Annotated in this window: 12 protein-coding genes; 7 read left to right on the top strand and 5 right to left on the bottom strand. The window is 71.2% G+C overall.

What is annotated here, in order from left to right:
• Nucleotides 1-45: 45 nt before the first annotated feature.
• On the bottom strand, nucleotides 46-1,470 hold the full coding sequence (gene glnA / locus J2X59_RS06450; protein WP_111225920.1) for a type I glutamate--ammonia ligase: 1,425 nt from the start codon (nucleotides 1,468-1,470) through the stop codon (nucleotides 46-48).
• Nucleotides 1,471-1,611: 141 nt separating this feature from the next.
• Here glnA and J2X59_RS06445 point away from each other — a divergent pair, with 141 nt between their 5' ends.
• Nucleotides 1,612-2,082 carry an RDD family protein gene (locus J2X59_RS06445; protein ID WP_066654040.1) on the top strand — a complete coding sequence of 157 codons (471 nt, stop codon included), beginning with the start codon at nucleotides 1,612-1,614 and terminating at the stop codon, nucleotides 2,080-2,082.
• A 364-nt stretch (nucleotides 2,083-2,446) separates the two neighbouring features.
• Here the strand turns inward: J2X59_RS06445 and J2X59_RS06440 are convergent, their stop codons facing one another.
• Entirely contained in the window at nucleotides 2,447-3,160 is a 714-nt protein-coding gene (locus J2X59_RS06440) for a DUF4191 family protein (RefSeq protein WP_058728606.1), read from the bottom strand.
• Nucleotides 3,161-3,287: 127 nt separating this feature from the next.
• Between J2X59_RS06440 and J2X59_RS06435 the strand changes: the two genes are divergently transcribed.
• Nucleotides 3,288-4,226, top strand: coding sequence for a hypothetical protein (locus tag J2X59_RS06435; RefSeq protein WP_326496109.1), 939 nt, complete (start codon nucleotides 3,288-3,290; stop codon nucleotides 4,224-4,226).
• Nucleotides 4,227-4,395: 169 nt separating this feature from the next.
• Here J2X59_RS06435 and sucB read toward each other — a convergent pair whose 3' ends face one another.
• From sucB to J2X59_RS06420, 3 genes are all read right to left on the bottom strand, one after another.
• Complete coding sequence (gene sucB / locus J2X59_RS06430; protein ID WP_326496108.1) at nucleotides 4,396-5,892, bottom strand: 2-oxoglutarate dehydrogenase, E2 component, dihydrolipoamide succinyltransferase; 1,497 nt, start codon at nucleotides 5,890-5,892, stop codon at nucleotides 4,396-4,398.
• Nucleotides 5,893-5,965: 73 nt separating this feature from the next.
• Nucleotides 5,966-7,339, bottom strand: coding sequence for a dihydrolipoyl dehydrogenase (lpdA, locus tag J2X59_RS06425; RefSeq protein ID WP_066654046.1), 1,374 nt, complete (start codon nucleotides 7,337-7,339; stop codon nucleotides 5,966-5,968).
• Nucleotides 7,340-7,492: 153 nt separating this feature from the next.
• Nucleotides 7,493-8,974 (bottom strand): leucyl aminopeptidase, encoded by a 1,482-nt coding sequence (locus J2X59_RS06420; protein WP_326496107.1) that lies wholly within the window; start codon nucleotides 8,972-8,974, stop codon nucleotides 7,493-7,495.
• A gap of 75 nt (nucleotides 8,975-9,049) precedes the next feature.
• Between J2X59_RS06420 and J2X59_RS06415 the strand changes: the two genes are divergently transcribed.
• The 5 genes from J2X59_RS06415 to J2X59_RS06395 all read left to right on the top strand — a co-directional run bounded on the left by J2X59_RS06415 (nucleotide 9,050) and on the right by J2X59_RS06395 (nucleotide 14,942).
• A complete protein-coding gene (locus J2X59_RS06415; RefSeq protein ID WP_326496106.1) occupies nucleotides 9,050-9,982 on the top strand; it encodes a proteasome assembly chaperone family protein in 933 nt (310 codons plus the stop codon).
• Between the two features lie 113 nt (nucleotides 9,983-10,095).
• Nucleotides 10,096-11,421: an MFS transporter gene (locus J2X59_RS06410; RefSeq protein ID WP_066654049.1), complete on the top strand. Its 1,326-nt coding sequence runs from the start codon at nucleotides 10,096-10,098 to the stop codon at nucleotides 11,419-11,421.
• Nucleotides 11,422-11,613: 192 nt separating this feature from the next.
• The gene (locus tag J2X59_RS06405) at nucleotides 11,614-12,906 is read left to right on the top strand and encodes an RNA polymerase sigma factor (RefSeq protein WP_326496105.1); all 1,293 of its coding nucleotides are present in this window, start codon (nucleotides 11,614-11,616) and stop codon (nucleotides 12,904-12,906) included.
• 6 nt (nucleotides 12,907-12,912) lie between these two features.
• Nucleotides 12,913-14,172 carry a MurT ligase domain-containing protein gene (locus tag J2X59_RS06400; RefSeq protein WP_326496104.1) on the top strand — a complete coding sequence of 420 codons (1,260 nt, stop codon included), beginning with the start codon at nucleotides 12,913-12,915 and terminating at the stop codon, nucleotides 14,170-14,172.
• Nucleotides 14,169-14,942 (top strand): type 1 glutamine amidotransferase, encoded by a 774-nt coding sequence (locus J2X59_RS06395; protein WP_326496103.1) that lies wholly within the window; start codon nucleotides 14,169-14,171, stop codon nucleotides 14,940-14,942. The genes J2X59_RS06400 and J2X59_RS06395 overlap by 4 nt, the downstream gene beginning before the upstream one ends.
• The last annotated feature ends 159 nt before the right edge of the window (nucleotides 14,943-15,101 follow it).

Raw genomic sequence — 15,101 nt, 5'->3', positions numbered from 1 at the left:
CCCCGCACCGGAACCGGTGCGGGGCCTTCGTGGTGTCAGCGCAGATCAGACGCCGAAGTAGAGCTCGTACTCGAACGGGTGCGGACGCTGCGCGAGCGGGAGGATCTCGTTCTCACGCTTGTAGTCGATCCACGTCTGGATGAGATCCTCGGTGAAGACGTTGCCCTTCGTGAGGAACTCGTGGTCCGCCTCGAGCGCCTCGAGCGCCTCGTCGAGGGAGCCCGGCACCTGCGGGATGCCCTTGGCCTCCTCCGGCGGGAGCTCGTACAGGTCCTTGTCGACCGGCTCGTGCGGCTCGATGCGGTTCTGGATGCCGTCGAGGCCGGCCATCAGCTGCGCCGCGAAGGCGAGGTACGGGTTGCCCGAGGCGTCCGGCGCGCGGAACTCGATGCGCTTCGCCTTCGGGTTCGTGCCCGTGATCGGGATGCGGATCGCGGCGGAGCGGTTGCCGGCCGAGTACACCAGGTTGACCGGAGCCTCGAACCCCTTGACCAGACGGTGGTAGGAGTTGATCGACGGGTTCGTGAAGGCGAGCAGCGCCGGGGCGTGCTTCAGGATGCCACCGATGTACCAGCGCGCGACGTCCGAGAGGCCGCCGTAGCCGTTCTCGTCGTAGAACAGCGGCTTGCCGTCGCTCCAGAGCGACTGGTGGGTGTGCATGCCCGAGCCGTTGTCGCCGAACAGCGGCTTCGGCATGAACGTGGCGACCTTGCCCCACTGGTCGGCCGTGTTCTTGACGATGTACTTGAACTTCAGGATGTCGTCCGCGGCGTGGACCATCGTGTCGAACTTGTAGTTGATCTCCTGCTGGCCGCCGGTGCCCACCTCGTGGTGCGAGCGCTCGAGCTCGAAGCCCGCCTCGATCAGCTTGAGCGTGATGTCGTCGCGCAGGTCGGCCGTCTTGTCGACGGGGGAGACCGGGAAGTACCCGCCCTTGTAGGGGGTCTTGTTGGCGAGGTTGCCGCCCTCTTCCTCGCGGCCGGTGTTCCAGGCGCCCTCTTCCGAGTCGACCGAGTAGAACGACTTGTTCTGGGTCACCGAGTAGCGGACGTCGTCGAAGATGTAGAACTCGGCCTCGGGCGCGAAGAACGCGGTGTCCGCGATGCCCGTCGACGCGAGGTACTTCTCGGCCTTCTTCGCCACCTGGCGCGGGTCGCGGCCGTAGATCTCGCCGTTCCGCGGGTTGTAGATGTCGAAGATCATGATCAGCGTGCGCTCGGCGCGGAACTGGTCGATGTACGCCGTCGTCACGTCCGGGATGAGCTGCATGTCCGACTCGTGGATCGACGCGAAGCCGCGGATCGAGGAGCCGTCGAAGAGCTGTCCGACCGAGAAGAAGTCCTCGTCGACCGTCGACGCCGGGATGTTGAAGTGCTGCTGGACACCGGGCAGGTCCGTGAAGCGGATGTCGAGGAACTTGACGTCCGTGTCCTTGATGAAGGCGAGCACCTCGGAGGAATCGCTGAACATGTGTGTCGATCTCCTGGGGGGTAGGTGATGTCGGAGGTGCCGCGGGTGCACCCTCCGACGAGGCTATTGACACCGGGTTTCCCGGACATGACTGCATTGTTTCGTGCGTGTTACGGGCACGGAGTCGCCTACCCTTGGAGCATGGCCCGCAGCACCACCCCGCCCTCGGCGTCGTCCGCACACCCCGGTGGGGAGCACCCGGACGGGTGGCCGGGCAAGGACCTCGGGCTCCCCGAGGACGGGCCGCGCAGCGTCGGCCGCATCGGTCGCCGGGTCGTCGGGCTGCTCATCGACGGCATCCTGGCCGACCTCGTGGCGTACGTCACCGGCGTGTGGTCGCCGCTCGAGGGATCCGGCGACATCGCGCACACGTGGATCCAGCTCGCGATCTTCGCGGTGCTGCAGGTCCTGTTCATCTGCACGCTGTCGGGCTCCTTCGGTCACGTGTGCGTCGGCCTGCGGGTCGTCCCGATCCGCGGCGGCTACGTCGGGGTGTGGCGACCGGTCGTCCGTACCGTACTGCTCTGCCTGGTCGTCCCGGCGCTCATCATCGACCGTGACAGCCGTGGTGCGCACGACCGCATCGCGGGGACGGTGCTCGTCCGGCGCTGACCCGCGCGGCCGGACGCACGCGGCCCCGGTGGCGTGCGATCGACGCGCAACGACATCGTCGACGTCGTACGACAGCGGCGGTGTCGTTCTGCCCGCGGGTCGTCCGGCGGGTACGGGCGGAGCGACGAGATCGCTGTCGGACGACAGCGGCGGTGTCGTTCAGCCCGCGGTCGCCCGGCGGCGGGGGGAGAACGACGAGATCGCTGTCGGACGACAGCGGCGGTGTCGTTCTGCCTGGCAGCACCACCGGCAAGGTCGTCGCTCCGACGAGACCACAGTCACGAGGAGCACGCGCCTCGCACGCAGCGACGCCCCCGACCTGGCACGGTCGGGGGCGTCGTCGCTCGGAGCGCGGGGGAGACGATCAGCGCGGACGTCCGGCGCGCGCACGCATCGGGTCCATCCCCTTGGGGATCGCAGCCGCCGGGCTGTGCGTGAGGGAGTCCAGACGGTTCGCGACCGCCAGGACCTCGTTGCGGTTGAGCGCCTTCTTGTACTTGTTCATCGCCCGCGGGAGCTTGTGCAGCGTCACGCCGTCCTCGTCGTCGTCGACGTGGACCACGTGCACGGGGACGTTCGGGACGATGCGCTGGACCTTGCGGCGCTCCTCGTCCACCTGGCGCTTGAGGTTGCCTCGCTGCCCCTCGGTGATGAGGACCACGCCGGGGGTGCCGACCGCGCGGTAGACCGCTGCCTGCGACCGGCCGTGCACGGCGACGGGCATCTCGCTCGATCGCCACTGGCGGCGGAGCGAGTTCGAGAGCACGGCGCCGACGGCGCCCGGCTGCCCGGCGATCTGCGAGTAGGCGGCACGCTCCGCGAGCCGACCGAGGACGATGAGGAAGAGCAGCACACCGAGCAGCACGCCGGCCACGATCCACAGCGTGATCGCGAGCCAGTTCTGGCCCGGCAGGAGCAGTGCGAGCAGGACACCCGCGACGACGGGGCCGACGAACGCCAGCAGGAACCACCAGACGGACTTCGGGTCGGCCCGACGGGTCATGGTGAAGACCTGGTACATCTGCTTGAGACGACCCGGCTCCTTCGCCGTCGTTGCTTGGGGAGTGCTGCGTGCCATGCGACCAGGATACGGCCTCGACCATCGCTCGCAGACCGCTGGTGCCCAGGCTGTGGGCGAACGTCGCCGTCCACAGGTACCGCACACCGGCCGGGAGGCCCGTCCGGCGTCCGTGAAGCTCGTCACCATGACGACGACAGCGGGCAGCAGACGGTGGTGCGGTGCACAGGACCCCGCCGACTTCTCCAGGTGGGTCGCCGACCGCGCCGCCGGCGCCGGTCCGCACCTCGTTCCGGTGACCCGGGTCGGCAGGTGCCCGCAGGGCCACCTCGCCGCCGAGGTCCTGCACCCGTCGACCCGCGCGCTCGAGGACGCACTGGAGGCAATCGGCACGCCGACCGACGGTGTGGCGGTCACCCTGACGGTGCCCCTGCTCGAACTCGCTGCGCGGGCACGATCGGGTGCGGTCGTGCTCGGAGCCGTCCCCTTCGACGCCGTGCGCGTCGACGAAGCGGGAGCGATCGTCGTCGCCGACCGTCCTCCCGGGGCGTCGGTCGCCTGCACGACACGCACGTCGGCTGACCCCGGTGCGGACGCCCGGGCGACGGCCCCTGCCGCCGGGGTCCTCTCCCGGGCGACGGCGGCCGCTCGGGCCGAGGCAGCAGCAGCCTCCTCGCGGGTCGCGTGCACGCCGCCGGCGCACCCGCTCCCGTCTCCCCGTGACCTCGACGGCGCCCGCCAGCTCGTCACCGCCGCCCGTTGCGTGTGGGACCGTGTGGACGCGCGGTCACCCGCCCGCGGCACGCTCGACCCGGTCCTCGACGCCGCGCGGGACGGGGACGATCGGACGATCTCGGACGCGCTCGACCTCGTTGTCGGAGTCGCGCCACCCCGACCAGTGCGCTGGAGCAGACCGGGCCTGGCCTTCCCCGACGAGGAGCACGTCGGCGTCGGGCGTCTGCCGGACGACACCACGGACGCGATCGACTCGGTCGCCCGGGTGGTGCGTGACCTGGTCGAGCGGGGGATCCCCCTGGGACGGGAGCGCCGGGTGCCGGTCCGGCACGTCCTCGTCGGCACGGTGGTCGCGGGTGGTCTCGTGACCGCAGCGACCGGTCTGCGCTGACCGTGCCCGTGCCCGTGCCCGTGCCCGTGCCCGCGCCCGCGGCCGCAGGATCGCCGGACGGCCCCGGCCCGCGGCGCACCGGGCCGGCTCCGCCGCTCCCGGTGGAACGCCGGACGGCCCCGGTCCCACGAGGGGACCGGGGCCGTCCGGTGCGGCTCGGAGCGACGACTCAGTAGCCGAGGTTCGGGCCGAAGTTGCCCTCCTCGAGGCGGTTCTTCACCGCGACGAGGTACCGCGACGCGTCGGCGCCGTCGATGATCCGGTGGTCGTACGACAGTGCGAGGTAGACGAACGAACGGACGGCGATCGCCTCCTGCCCGTCGACCTTCACGACCGCCGGACGCTTGGTGACGATGCCCGTGCCGAGGATCGCGGACTGCGGCAGGAACACCACGGGGGTGTCGAACAGCGCGCCGCGCGAACCGGTGTTGGTCAGCGTGAAGGTGCCACCCGCGAGCTCGTCCGGCTTGAGCTGGTTGTTGCGCGTGCGCTCGGCCAGGTCCGCGATCGCCTTCGAGAAGTCGGCGAGCGAGAGCCCCGACGCGTCCTTGATCACCGGGGTGAGCAGACCGCGCTCGGTGTCCACCGCGATCGAGACGTTCTCGTGGTCCGGGTAGACGATCTCGTCGCCCTCGACCGTGGAGTTGATCTTCGGGTGGGCCTTGAGCGCCTCGGACGCTGCGAGGGCGAAGAACGGCATGAAGCTGAGCTTCGAACCGGTCTTCTCGAGGAACTCGGCCTTGTTCGCGTCGCGGAACTGCGCGACCTTCGTGACGTCGACCTCGACGACGCTGGTGAGCTGTGCGGTCGAGGTCATCGACTGCACGGCACGCTCCGCGACCACCTTGCGGAGGCGCGTCATCTTCTCGCGCGTGCCGCGGAGCGGCGAGGTCTCGGCCACGAACGGGCCGGACGTCGCGGCGGCAGGAGCCGACGAACCGGCGGACGACGCCTTCGCGGCGGCGGCGAGCACGTCCTCCTTGCGGATGCGGCCACCGACCCCGGAGCCGGAGACCGTCGACAGGTCGACGCCCTGCTCGTTGGCGAGCTTGCGCACCAGCGGGGTGACGTAGCCGGAGGCCGACGCGTCCTGGTTCGGGTTCGGCACCGACGCCGACGCGGTGGAACCGGCTGCGGCCGGAGCCGGAGCAGCGGCCGGAGCCGGAGCCGCGGCGGGCGCGGGGACCGCTGCCGGCACGGCGGCGGGCGGCGGGACCGGAGCGGCCTGCGGGACGGGCGGAGCCGACGGTGCCTGCGCGGCGGCGGGCTGCGTCTGGCCACCGGGCGCCGGCTCGGCCTGCTGCGGCTCCGGAGCCTTCTGCTCCTCGCCCTGCTCGGTGCTCGGAGCCGTCTCGGGCTCGCTCTCCTCGGCGGCTGCGGCGTCCTGGTCCGCACCCTGGTCGTCCGACGAACCGGAGTCCGATCCGGAGCCGTCGCCGATCTTCACCAGCGCGGTGCCGACCTCGACGGTCTCGTCCTCCTGGACGAGGATCTCCTCGACGACGCCGGCGATCGGCGACGGGATCTCGGTGTCGACCTTGTCGGTCGAGACCTCGAGCAGCGGCTCGTCGACCTCGACGCGGTCACCGACGTTCTTCAGCCATCGGGTGACCGTGCCCTCGGTGACGCTCTCGCCGAGCGCCGGGAGGTTGACGGATTCGCTCATCGGGTGGGCTCCTGTTCGCGGGTTGCTGTGGTGGTGGTTGTCATTGTCTCGGTGTGCACGGTGGACGTGGTCGTCACAGCGCGTGCAGCGGCTTGCCCGCGAGGTGGAGGAAGGCCTCGCCCAGGGCCTCGTTCTGCGTCGGGTGGGCGTGGACGAGCGGAGCGACGTCCTCCGGGTGCGCCTCCCAGTTCACCGCGAGCTGGGCCTCACCGATGAGCTCGCCGACGCGCGCGCCGATCATCGAGACACCGACGACCGGACCGTCGACGACCCGGACGACCTTGACGGCGCCGGAGGTCCCGATGATGTGGCTGCGGCCGTTGCCCGCGAGGTTGTACTCGTAGAAGTCGACCTTGTCCTTGCCGTACTCCTCCTCGGCCTTGGCCTGCGAGAGTCCGACCGAGGCGACCTCGGGGTCGGAGTAGGTCACCTTCGGGATGTTCGTGTCGGAGATGACGACGGGCTTCAGGCCCGCGATCTCCTCGGCCACGAAGATCCCCTGCTGGAAGCCGCGGTGCGCGAGCTGCAGGCCGGGGACGATGTCGCCGACGGCGTAGACGTTCGGCAGGTTGGTGGCGAGGCGCTCGTCGGTCGTGACGAACCCGCGGTCCATCGCGACGCCGACCTCGTCGAAGCCCATGTTCTGCGTGAGCGGGCCACGGCCGACCGCGACGAGGAGCACGTCGCCCTCGTAGGTCTTGCCGTCCTCGAGCGTCACGACGACGCCGTTCTCGTGCTGGTCGACGTGGTCGAAGCGCACGCCGAGCGAGAACTCGATGCCGCGCTTGCGGAAGGCGCGCTCGAGCTGCTTGGACATCGACTCGTCCTCGGCGGGGATGAGGTGGGGCAGGCCCTCGACGATCGTGACGTCGGCGCCGAACGACTTCCACACGCTGGCGAACTCGACGCCGATGACGCCACCACCGAGGATGACGACCTTGTTCGGGACGTAGTCCATCTTCAGCGCGGTCTCGGACGTGATCACGCGACCGCCGATCTCGAGGCCCGGCAGGGACTTCGAGTACGAACCCGTGGCGAGCACGACGTTCTTGCCGGTGACGGTCTGGTCGCCGACCTGCACGGTGTTCTGCGAGGTCAGACGGCCCCAGCCCTCGACGACGGTGATTCCGCGCGCCTTGACCAGGCCCTGCAGGCCCTTGTACTTCGAGTTGATGACGCCCTGCTGGTAGTCGATGACCTTCGGCACCTCGACACCGGCGAACTCGGCGATGACGCCGTACTTCTCCGCGTCGCGGGTGGCGTCGGCGACCTCGGCGGCGTGCAGCAGCGCCTTGGTCGGGATGCAGCCGCGGTGCAGGCAGGTCCCCCCGAGCTTGTCTCCCTCGATGAGCGCGACGCTCATGCCGAGCTCGGCGGCCCGGAGCGCAGCGGCGTAGCCACCACTGCCGCCACCGAGGACCACGACGTCGTAAGTCTGTTCCGTCACCTGGTGCAACTCCCTCGTGCGTGTCGGGATCCCGGTCGGACCCCACTGGACACCGCGGCGGCGGCGTCCGACGGTCGGACCGCATGGTTCCGGTCCCGTCCCGCTGGTTCCGGCGGACGCGCGTCGGTGCGCAGCCCGCCGGACACCAACCTACTACCTGGACTGGAGCTCTTCTGCGAGCCCGATGAGCGTCCGGACCATGACGCCGGTCGCGCCCTTGCCGAGCCAGCCGTACCCGCCGCCCTTGTGCTCCGAGGGGCCCGCGATGTCGAGGTGCGCCCACGGCACGCCCTCGCCCACGAACCGCTCGAGGAACTTGCCGGCGAGGAGCATCCCACCGGCCGGGTTGCCCACGGTCGCGTTGACCATGTCGGCGACGTCGCTGGCGAGTCGCGCGTCGAGCTCCTCGGGCAGGGGCATCGGCCAGATCGGCTCGGCGACGGCGTCGGCGACCGCGCGGACCCGTGCGACCAGGTCGTCGCTGCCCATCAGGCCGGTGGTCCGGTCGCCGAGGGCGACGACCTGTGCGCCGGTGAGCGTCGCGACGTCGACGAGGGCGTCGGGCTGCTCGAGCGAGGCGGCGACCATGCCGTCGCCGAGGACGAGTCGGCCCTCCGCGTCGGTGTTCGTGACCTCGACGGTCTTCCCGTTCTTCAGGGTGAGCACGTCGCCGGGGCGCGTCGCGGAGCCGGACGGCATGTTCTCGGCGAGGCACAGCCATGCGGTGACCTTCGTGTCGAGGCCGAGGCGTGCGGCGGCGATCGTCGCGGCGAGCACGGTGGCGGCGCCGGTCATGTCGGTCTTCATGCCGAGCATCGACGCGGCGGGCTTCAGCGAGAGGCCGCCGGAGTCGAAGGTGATGCCCTTGCCGACCAGCGCGAGGTGCTTGGACGCCGACGACGGCTCGTAGCGGACGACGACCAGGCGCGGGGGACGCTCGGAGCCGCGGCCGACCCCGAGGATGCCCCCGAAGCCCTGCTCCTCGAGCTGCTGCTCGTCGAGGACCTCGACGGTGAGGGGGAGGCCCTCGGCCTGCGCGACGGCGACGTCGGCGACGTCCGCCGGGCCGAGGTCGCCGGCGGCGGTGTTCACGAGGTCACGGACGAGCGCTGCCGCGTCGGCGACGATCGCGGGCCGGACGGTGACGTCGGCGGCGGTGTCGGCCGGCGCGACGACCGCGATGCGCTGGTCGCCCCGGGCCGGAGCGGTCGTGCCGGTGCCCTTGTGCCGGGTGAAGGCGTAGGAGCCGAGCGCCGCACCCTCGAGGGCGGCGTCGACGAGCTCGGCCGAGTCGGTCGGCAGCGCCAGGGCGATCGACGCCGCCTGGGGGAGCTGGCGGACCGCGCTGCCGGCGGCCGCGCGGACGGACGCCGCGTCGACCGTGGCACCGAGGCCGACGAGCGCGATGCCGGCCGCGGCGACGCCGGTACCGGGGAGGCGGACCAGCTGGTCCTTCGCACCCGTCACACCGACGGAGCCCAGGTCGAGGTCGGCGAGCGCGTCCAGGGCGCCGGCAGCGCTCGGAGCGATCGTGGGGGCACCGCCGTCGGTGCCCGAGCGGACGCCGAGCACGAGGACGTCGGCGTCGACGTCGGAGGGGGTCGAGGTGGTGGTGGAGAGCGTCGGTCGGACCATGCGCCCAGCCTAGCCAGCACGTGTTCGCCGAGAGCGTCGGGCCGGCGCAGGGGTCGGTCGGGGGTGCCGCCTAGCATGGGGACGGTGAACCACCCCGAGGACCTGTACTCCGCTCCCGACGGCGCGCCGACCGTCCCGGCCGGGCTGCACCTGGTCGCGGGCCTGACCGGCTTCGTCGACGCGGGGTCAGCCGTCGCGCAGGTGGCCACGTCGATCTTCGACGGCCTCGACCACGAGCTCGTCGCGGAGTTCGACCCGGACGTCCTGCTCGACTGGCGCGCCCGCCGGCCGGTCATCACCTTCGAGCACGACCACATCACGGCCGTCGAACCGCCGCGCCTGGCGCTGCACCTGGTGCGCGACGAGCTCGGGCAGCCGTTCCTGTTCCTCACCGGGTACGAGCCGGACTTCCAGTGGAACCGGTTCGTCGACGCCGTCACCGGCCTCGCCGACCGCCTGCAGGTCGCGGACACGACGTGGGTCCAGTCCATCCCCATGCCCGTCCCCCACACCCGTCCGATCAGCCTGACGGTGTCGGGGACCCGCGCGGACCTGGTCGAGCAGCTGAGCGTGTGGAAGCCGGAGACGCAGGCGCCCGCGAACGTCCTGCACCTGGTCGAGCACCGGCTGACGCAGCTGGGTGCATCGGTCACCGGGCTCGTCCTGCTGGTCCCGCACTACCTCGGCGACACCGAGTTCCCCGACGCGGCGGTCACCGCACTGTCGAGCATCGCGGCGGCCACCGGTCTGATCTTCCCGACCGACGCGCTGCGTGCGTCCGACCGCGAGTTCCGCACACGCGTCGACGAGCAGGTCGCGGGGAACCCCGAGCTCCAGCGCCTGGTCGGGGTGCTCGAGGAACGGCACGACACCTACATGGAGGGCAACCCGGTCGCGTCGCCCCTGACGAACGAGGACGGCGAGGTCCCGACCGCCGACGCGATCGCGGCCGAGCTCGAGCGCTTCCTGGCCGACCGGCGGTCCGACGGCGACGCGTCGACCGACTGACGGGGAGCGGGCCGCGTCGCTCGCGGCCTGGAGGCTCCTCCACGGCCCGCACCGCGCCTCCCGTCCTCCACAGCACGTGTCGGGCGCGGGCCGCGCGTCGGTAGCCTTGTCGGGTGAACTCCCGCCGTGCCTTCCTCGTCTGGGGCGTCGCGGTGCTCGCCTACGTCCTCGCCGTGGTGCAGCGGTCGTCGCTCGGGGTCTCCGGCGTCGACGCGCAGGACCGCTTCGCGGTCTCGGCCGCGGTCCTGTCCACGCTCGCCGTCGTGCAGATCGCCGTCTACGCCGGGCTGCAGATCCCGGTGGGGATCGCGCTCGACCGGGTGGGGCCGCGCAGGCTCGTGCTGCTGGGCGCCGCACTGCTCGTGGTCGGCCAGGTCGTCGTCGCGTTCTCGCCGACGATCGGCCCGGCCATCGCGGGCCGGGTGCTCGTCGGGGCCGGCGACGCGATGACCTTCATCTCGGTGATCCGTCTCGTCCCGATGTGGTTCACGGGCCGCATCCTGCCGCAGATCTCCCAGTGGACGGGCAACCTCGGTCAGGTCGGACAGGTCCTGTCGGCCTTCCCGTTCGCCGTGCTCCTGCACACCGCCGGGTGGACCCCGGCGTTCGGGGTCGCCGCGGCCGCGAGCCTGGTCGGTCTCGTGCTGGCGGTCGTCTTCGTCCGCAACGGCCCCGTCGCGGTGCGGACCGACACGATCCCACTGCCCCTGCCGCACTCGTGGCGTGGCGCCTTCCACACCTTCGGGCACGCGCTGCGGCGGCCGGGCACGCAGCTCGGCTTCTGGTCCCACTACGTCACGCAGTCGTCCGGCACGGTCTTCTCGTTGCTGTGGGGCGTCCCGATGCTGCGCGGCCTCGGGTACAGCCCGTCCGAGGCGGCCGGCTTCCTCACCGTCGTCGTCGTCACCGGCTTCGTCGTGGGACCGGTGCTCGGCGTGCTCTGCGCCCGGTTCCCGCTCCGGCGGTCGAACCTGGTGCTCGGCATCGTCCTGGCGCTCGGGGTGGTGTGGACGGCGGTGCTGCTCTGGCCCGGGCACCCGCCGACGTGGCTGCTCGTCCTGCTCGTGGTCGCGATGGGGGTCGGCGGCCCGGGATCCCTCATCGGTTTCGACTTCGCACGCAGCTTCAACCCGGTCGGGTCGCTCGGCTCGGCGAACGGCGTCGTGAACGTCGGCGGGTTCCTGGCGGCCTTCGTCATGATGTTCCTCATCGGGACGCTGCTCGACGTCGTGTCGGGCGCGACGGGGCGCACGGTGTTCGCCTGGGACAACTTCCGCATCGCGCTCACCGTGCAGTACGTGGTGGTCGGGTTCGGCGTCGTGATGCTGCTGCTCGCGCGCCGACGGACCCGGCGGCAGATGCACGCGCAGGACGGAATACGGGTGGGGCCGCTCTGGGTTGCACTGGTTGCGCGCCTGCGGAAGCAGGCCGTGCAATAATGGAGGACGGACCCGTTCGGGCCCCTCACGACCGCGTCGCCTCACTGCGCCGCGGGGGTCGGGGGACTTGACATGGGTCCTCATGCTGCCCGGAACGGTAGGACCTGACGACGCGGGGGACTGCGGCCCAGGCCCTGGGCGGCGAGGGAAGCCACGACCCCACGAACGTGGCACGACGAGAGAGGTGATCGCATGGCTGCCCGGAGCACGACGATCGATCCCACGAAGGACACCGAGCCCGAGGCCGTCGCGGCGGACGACGCCGACGCGGCCGAGGGGAAGGCTGCGCCGAAGAAGCGCGCCACCAAGACCACCGCCGCGAAGAAGCCCGCTGCGAAGGCAGCGCCGAAGAAGACGGCCACGCGCGCGAAGAAGAAGGCCGACGACGAGGACGAGGACGACGAGGCTGTCGAGCCCGCGGACGACGCCGTCGACTCGACGGACGACGCCGAGGACACCGAGACCGAGGAGAAGGACGCCAAGCCGGACGCCGCAGCAGCGGTCGCCGCGGGCGCGCTCGTCATCTCGCAGTCCGACGACGACGAGGCACCGGTCTACTCGACCACGATCACCGGCGCCACCGCCGACCCGGTCAAGGACTACCTGAAGCAGATCGGCAAGGTCGCGCTCCTCAACGCCGAGCAGGAGGTCGAGCTCGCGATGCGGATCGAGGCCGGCCTGTTCGCCGAGGACAAGCTGCAGCACTCGACCGGTCTCTCCAAGCCGGAGGAGCGCGAGCTCCGCTGGGTCGCCCGTGACGGGCAGCGCGCGAAGTCCCACCTGCTCGGCGCGAACCTGCGCCTCGTCGTCTCGCTGGCCAAGCGCTACACGGGCCGCGGCATGCAGTTCCTGGACCTCATCCAGGAGGGCAACCTCGGTCTGATCCGTGCGGTCGAGAAGTTCGACTACACCAAGGGCTTCAAGTTCTCGACGTACGCCACCTGGTGGATCCGTCAGGCGATCACCCGCGCGATGGCCGACCAGGCCCGCACCATCCGCATCCCGGTGCACATGGTCGAGGTCATCAACAAGCTGGCCCGTGTGCAGCGCCAGATGCTGCAGGACCTCGGTCGCGAGCCCACTCCGGAAGAGCTCGCCCGCGAGCTCGACATGACCCCGGAGAAGGTCGTCGAGGTGCAGAAGTACGGTCGCGAGCCGATCTCGCTCCACACCCCGCTGGGTGAGGACGGCGACTCGGAGTTCGGCGACCTGATCGAGGACACCGAGGCGGTCGTGCCGGCCGACGCCGTGGGCTTCACGATGCTGCAGAAGCAGCTCGAGAGCCTGCTCGACTCCCTGTCCGAGCGCGAGGCGGGCGTGATCCGCATGCGCTTCGGCCTCGGTGACGGTCAGCCGAAGACCCTCGACCAGATCGGTGACACGTTCGGCGTGACGCGCGAGCGGATCCGACAGATCGAGTCCAAGACGATGGCGAAGCTCCGCCACCCGTCCCGGTCGCAGTCGCTCCGCGACTACCTCGAGTAAGCCGGCATGCGCTTCCTCGTCCCGATCCTGGTCGGGCGGATCCTCCGCGCCCTCGCACGAGCGCGGGGCGGTGGATCCGCCTACCCGGGCTACATCGTCCTGAAGCTCGTGCCGGACTTCCTGCAGCACGTGACGAAGCAGTTCCCGAACGGCGTCGTCTTCGTGCTCGGGTCGAACGGCAAGTCCACGACGACGCACATGATCTCGGACATCGTCCGGGCGCACGGCCTCCGCGTCTTCACGAACCCCTCGGGTGCCAACCTGCCGCAGGGCATCGCCTCGGCGCTCCTGTCCGAGGTGTCGCTGACCGGTCGACTCAAGGCGGACATCGGCATCCTCGAGGTGGACGAGGCCTTCGCGGTCGAGCTCGCCGGCATCCTGTCCCCGTCGACGGTGACGATGCTCAACGTGCAGGTCGACCAGCTCTACCGGTTCTTCGAGACCGAGCGCGTCGCGACGATGATGCTCGACACCGCGGCGCTGTCCACGGCGAACGTCATCACGAACCGGGACGACCAGTTCCTCGACGCGTACGCGGGCCGCTCGGGCCAGCGCGTGCTCCGCTTCGGCGCGAGCGCCGAGGTCGTCGCTGCGGCCCCGAACGGGCTGCAGAACGCTGACGACTTCGACCGGACCGCCGGCGAGCCGAACCCTGCCGAGTCCGAGGTCGTCGCCAACACCGGCGACGGAGCGACGATCCGGTTCGACGGCACGGACATCCCCGTCCGGCTGCCGGCACGGGGCCTGCACTACGCGGTGGACGCAGCGGCCGCGACCGCGACTGCGAGCGCCGCGCTGGGTGCCCAGTTCCGGGCCGACGCCGTCACGAGGGCGTTCGGCACGATGAAGCCCGCGTACGGGCGAGGCGAACGCCTGCCGATCGCTGGCGAGTCCGCCGAGTTCACGATGTTCAAGAACGCGGCGAGCCTGCAGCTCAACCTCGACGCCCTGCCGGACCGCCCGGAGCAGGTCCTCATGGCGATCGACGAGGGCACCCCGGACATCTCCTGGATCTACGACATCGACTTCTCGAAGCTCGACCACGTGGACGTCGTGTCCGGGGACAAGGCATGGCAGATCGCCATCGCGCTCGAGCACGCCGGTGTCCGCATCGGTCGTGTCGAGCCCGACGTCGAGGCCGCCATCCGGCACATGGAGCAGCTCGGCTCGACGACGTCGGGGACGAAGAACTTCATCGTCAACTACGAGATCATGATGATCGCCCGCAAGGCCCTCGGCCACGGCGACATGGAGAAGACCGCATGACGGCCGACCGGCTGACCATCCTGCACGTCTACCCGCGTCAGATGGGGGTCTCGGGCGACCGTGGCAACGTCGTGGCCCTCACCCGCCGTGCCGAGGCCGCCGGTATCGCCACGGAGGTCGTCACGTACGCGCCGGGCGACCAGCTCCCTGCCGCGGCCGACGTCGTCGTCGTGGGCAACGGGCCGCTCAGCGCCATGCGCTCGCTCGGGGCCGACGTCACGCGTGTCGGGGCGTCCCTCCGCGAGTTCGCCGCTGCCGGCGTGCCCGTCGTGGCCGTCGGCGGAGGCTTCGACCTCGCGACCAACGAGGTCGTCCCCACCGAGGGATCGCCCGTCGCGGGCTTCAGCGTGTTCGACGCGCGGGCCGTCCGCGGTGCCGAGCGTCGGGTGAACTACTTCGTGCTCGACACGCGGTACCCCCTGCTGCCCGGCGCACCGAAGCGTCTCGCCGGCTTCGAGGACCACGCGACCCGGATCGAACTGGCTCCGGGCGTCGAGCCCTTCGCCGACGTCGTGTCCGGTGGCGGCAACCAGGCCGGGTCCGCCGTCGAGGGGGCGATCACGGGTTCGTCCTTCGGCACGCACACCCAGGGGCCGATCCTGCCGCTCAACCCGCAGCTGACCGATGCGGTGCTCGCTGCGGCGACCACGCGCCTCGGGCGCGAGTACGCGCCGGACCCGGAGCGGACGGCGACCGTCGACCGGTACGCGCGCGAAGCGCGCGCGACCGTCGACCGCTACGTCGACAAGGCCTTCAAGCGGATCGCCTAGTCGACCTGGCGGTCGTCACGACGACGAACGGGAGGCGGGGGGGGCCGGGGGCCCCCCCCCCCCCCGGGGGGGGGGGGGGGGGGGGAGACGGGGGTGGGGGGGGGGAGGGGGTGGCCAACCAGGCGGGGGGGGGGGGGGGATTGCCGGTTGACGGGGGGC

Source organism: Curtobacterium sp. 260 (assembly GCF_030803485.1).
Classification (GTDB): Bacteria; Actinomycetota; Actinomycetes; order Actinomycetales; family Microbacteriaceae; genus Curtobacterium.
This window is presented reverse-complemented; position numbering and strand designations above follow the sequence as displayed.

What these genes read in the sequence shown, in the direction of transcription:
- J2X59_RS06395 (WP_326496103.1), top strand. Translation starts at nt 14,169, where the DNA reads ATGACGGCCGACCGGCTGACCATCCTGCACGTCTACCCGCGTCAGATG.
- J2X59_RS06440 (WP_058728606.1), bottom strand. Translation starts at nt 3,160, where the DNA reads ATGGCACGCAGCACTCCCCAAGCAACGACGGCGAAGGAGCCGGGTCGT.
- J2X59_RS06415 (WP_326496106.1), top strand. Translation starts at nt 9,050, where the DNA reads ATGGGGACGGTGAACCACCCCGAGGACCTGTACTCCGCTCCCGACGGC.
- J2X59_RS06420 (WP_326496107.1), bottom strand. Translation starts at nt 8,974, where the DNA reads ATGGTCCGACCGACGCTCTCCACCACCACCTCGACCCCCTCCGACGTC.
- sucB (WP_326496108.1), bottom strand. Translation starts at nt 5,892, where the DNA reads ATGAGCGAATCCGTCAACCTCCCGGCGCTCGGCGAGAGCGTCACCGAG.
- J2X59_RS06400 (WP_326496104.1), top strand. Translation starts at nt 12,913, where the DNA reads ATGCGCTTCCTCGTCCCGATCCTGGTCGGGCGGATCCTCCGCGCCCTC.
- J2X59_RS06445 (WP_066654040.1), top strand. Translation starts at nt 1,612, where the DNA reads ATGGCCCGCAGCACCACCCCGCCCTCGGCGTCGTCCGCACACCCCGGT.
- J2X59_RS06435 (WP_326496109.1), top strand. Translation starts at nt 3,288, where the DNA reads ATGACGACGACAGCGGGCAGCAGACGGTGGTGCGGTGCACAGGACCCC.
- glnA (WP_111225920.1), bottom strand. Translation starts at nt 1,470, where the DNA reads ATGTTCAGCGATTCCTCCGAGGTGCTCGCCTTCATCAAGGACACGGAC.
- J2X59_RS06405 (WP_326496105.1), top strand. Translation starts at nt 11,614, where the DNA reads ATGGCTGCCCGGAGCACGACGATCGATCCCACGAAGGACACCGAGCCC.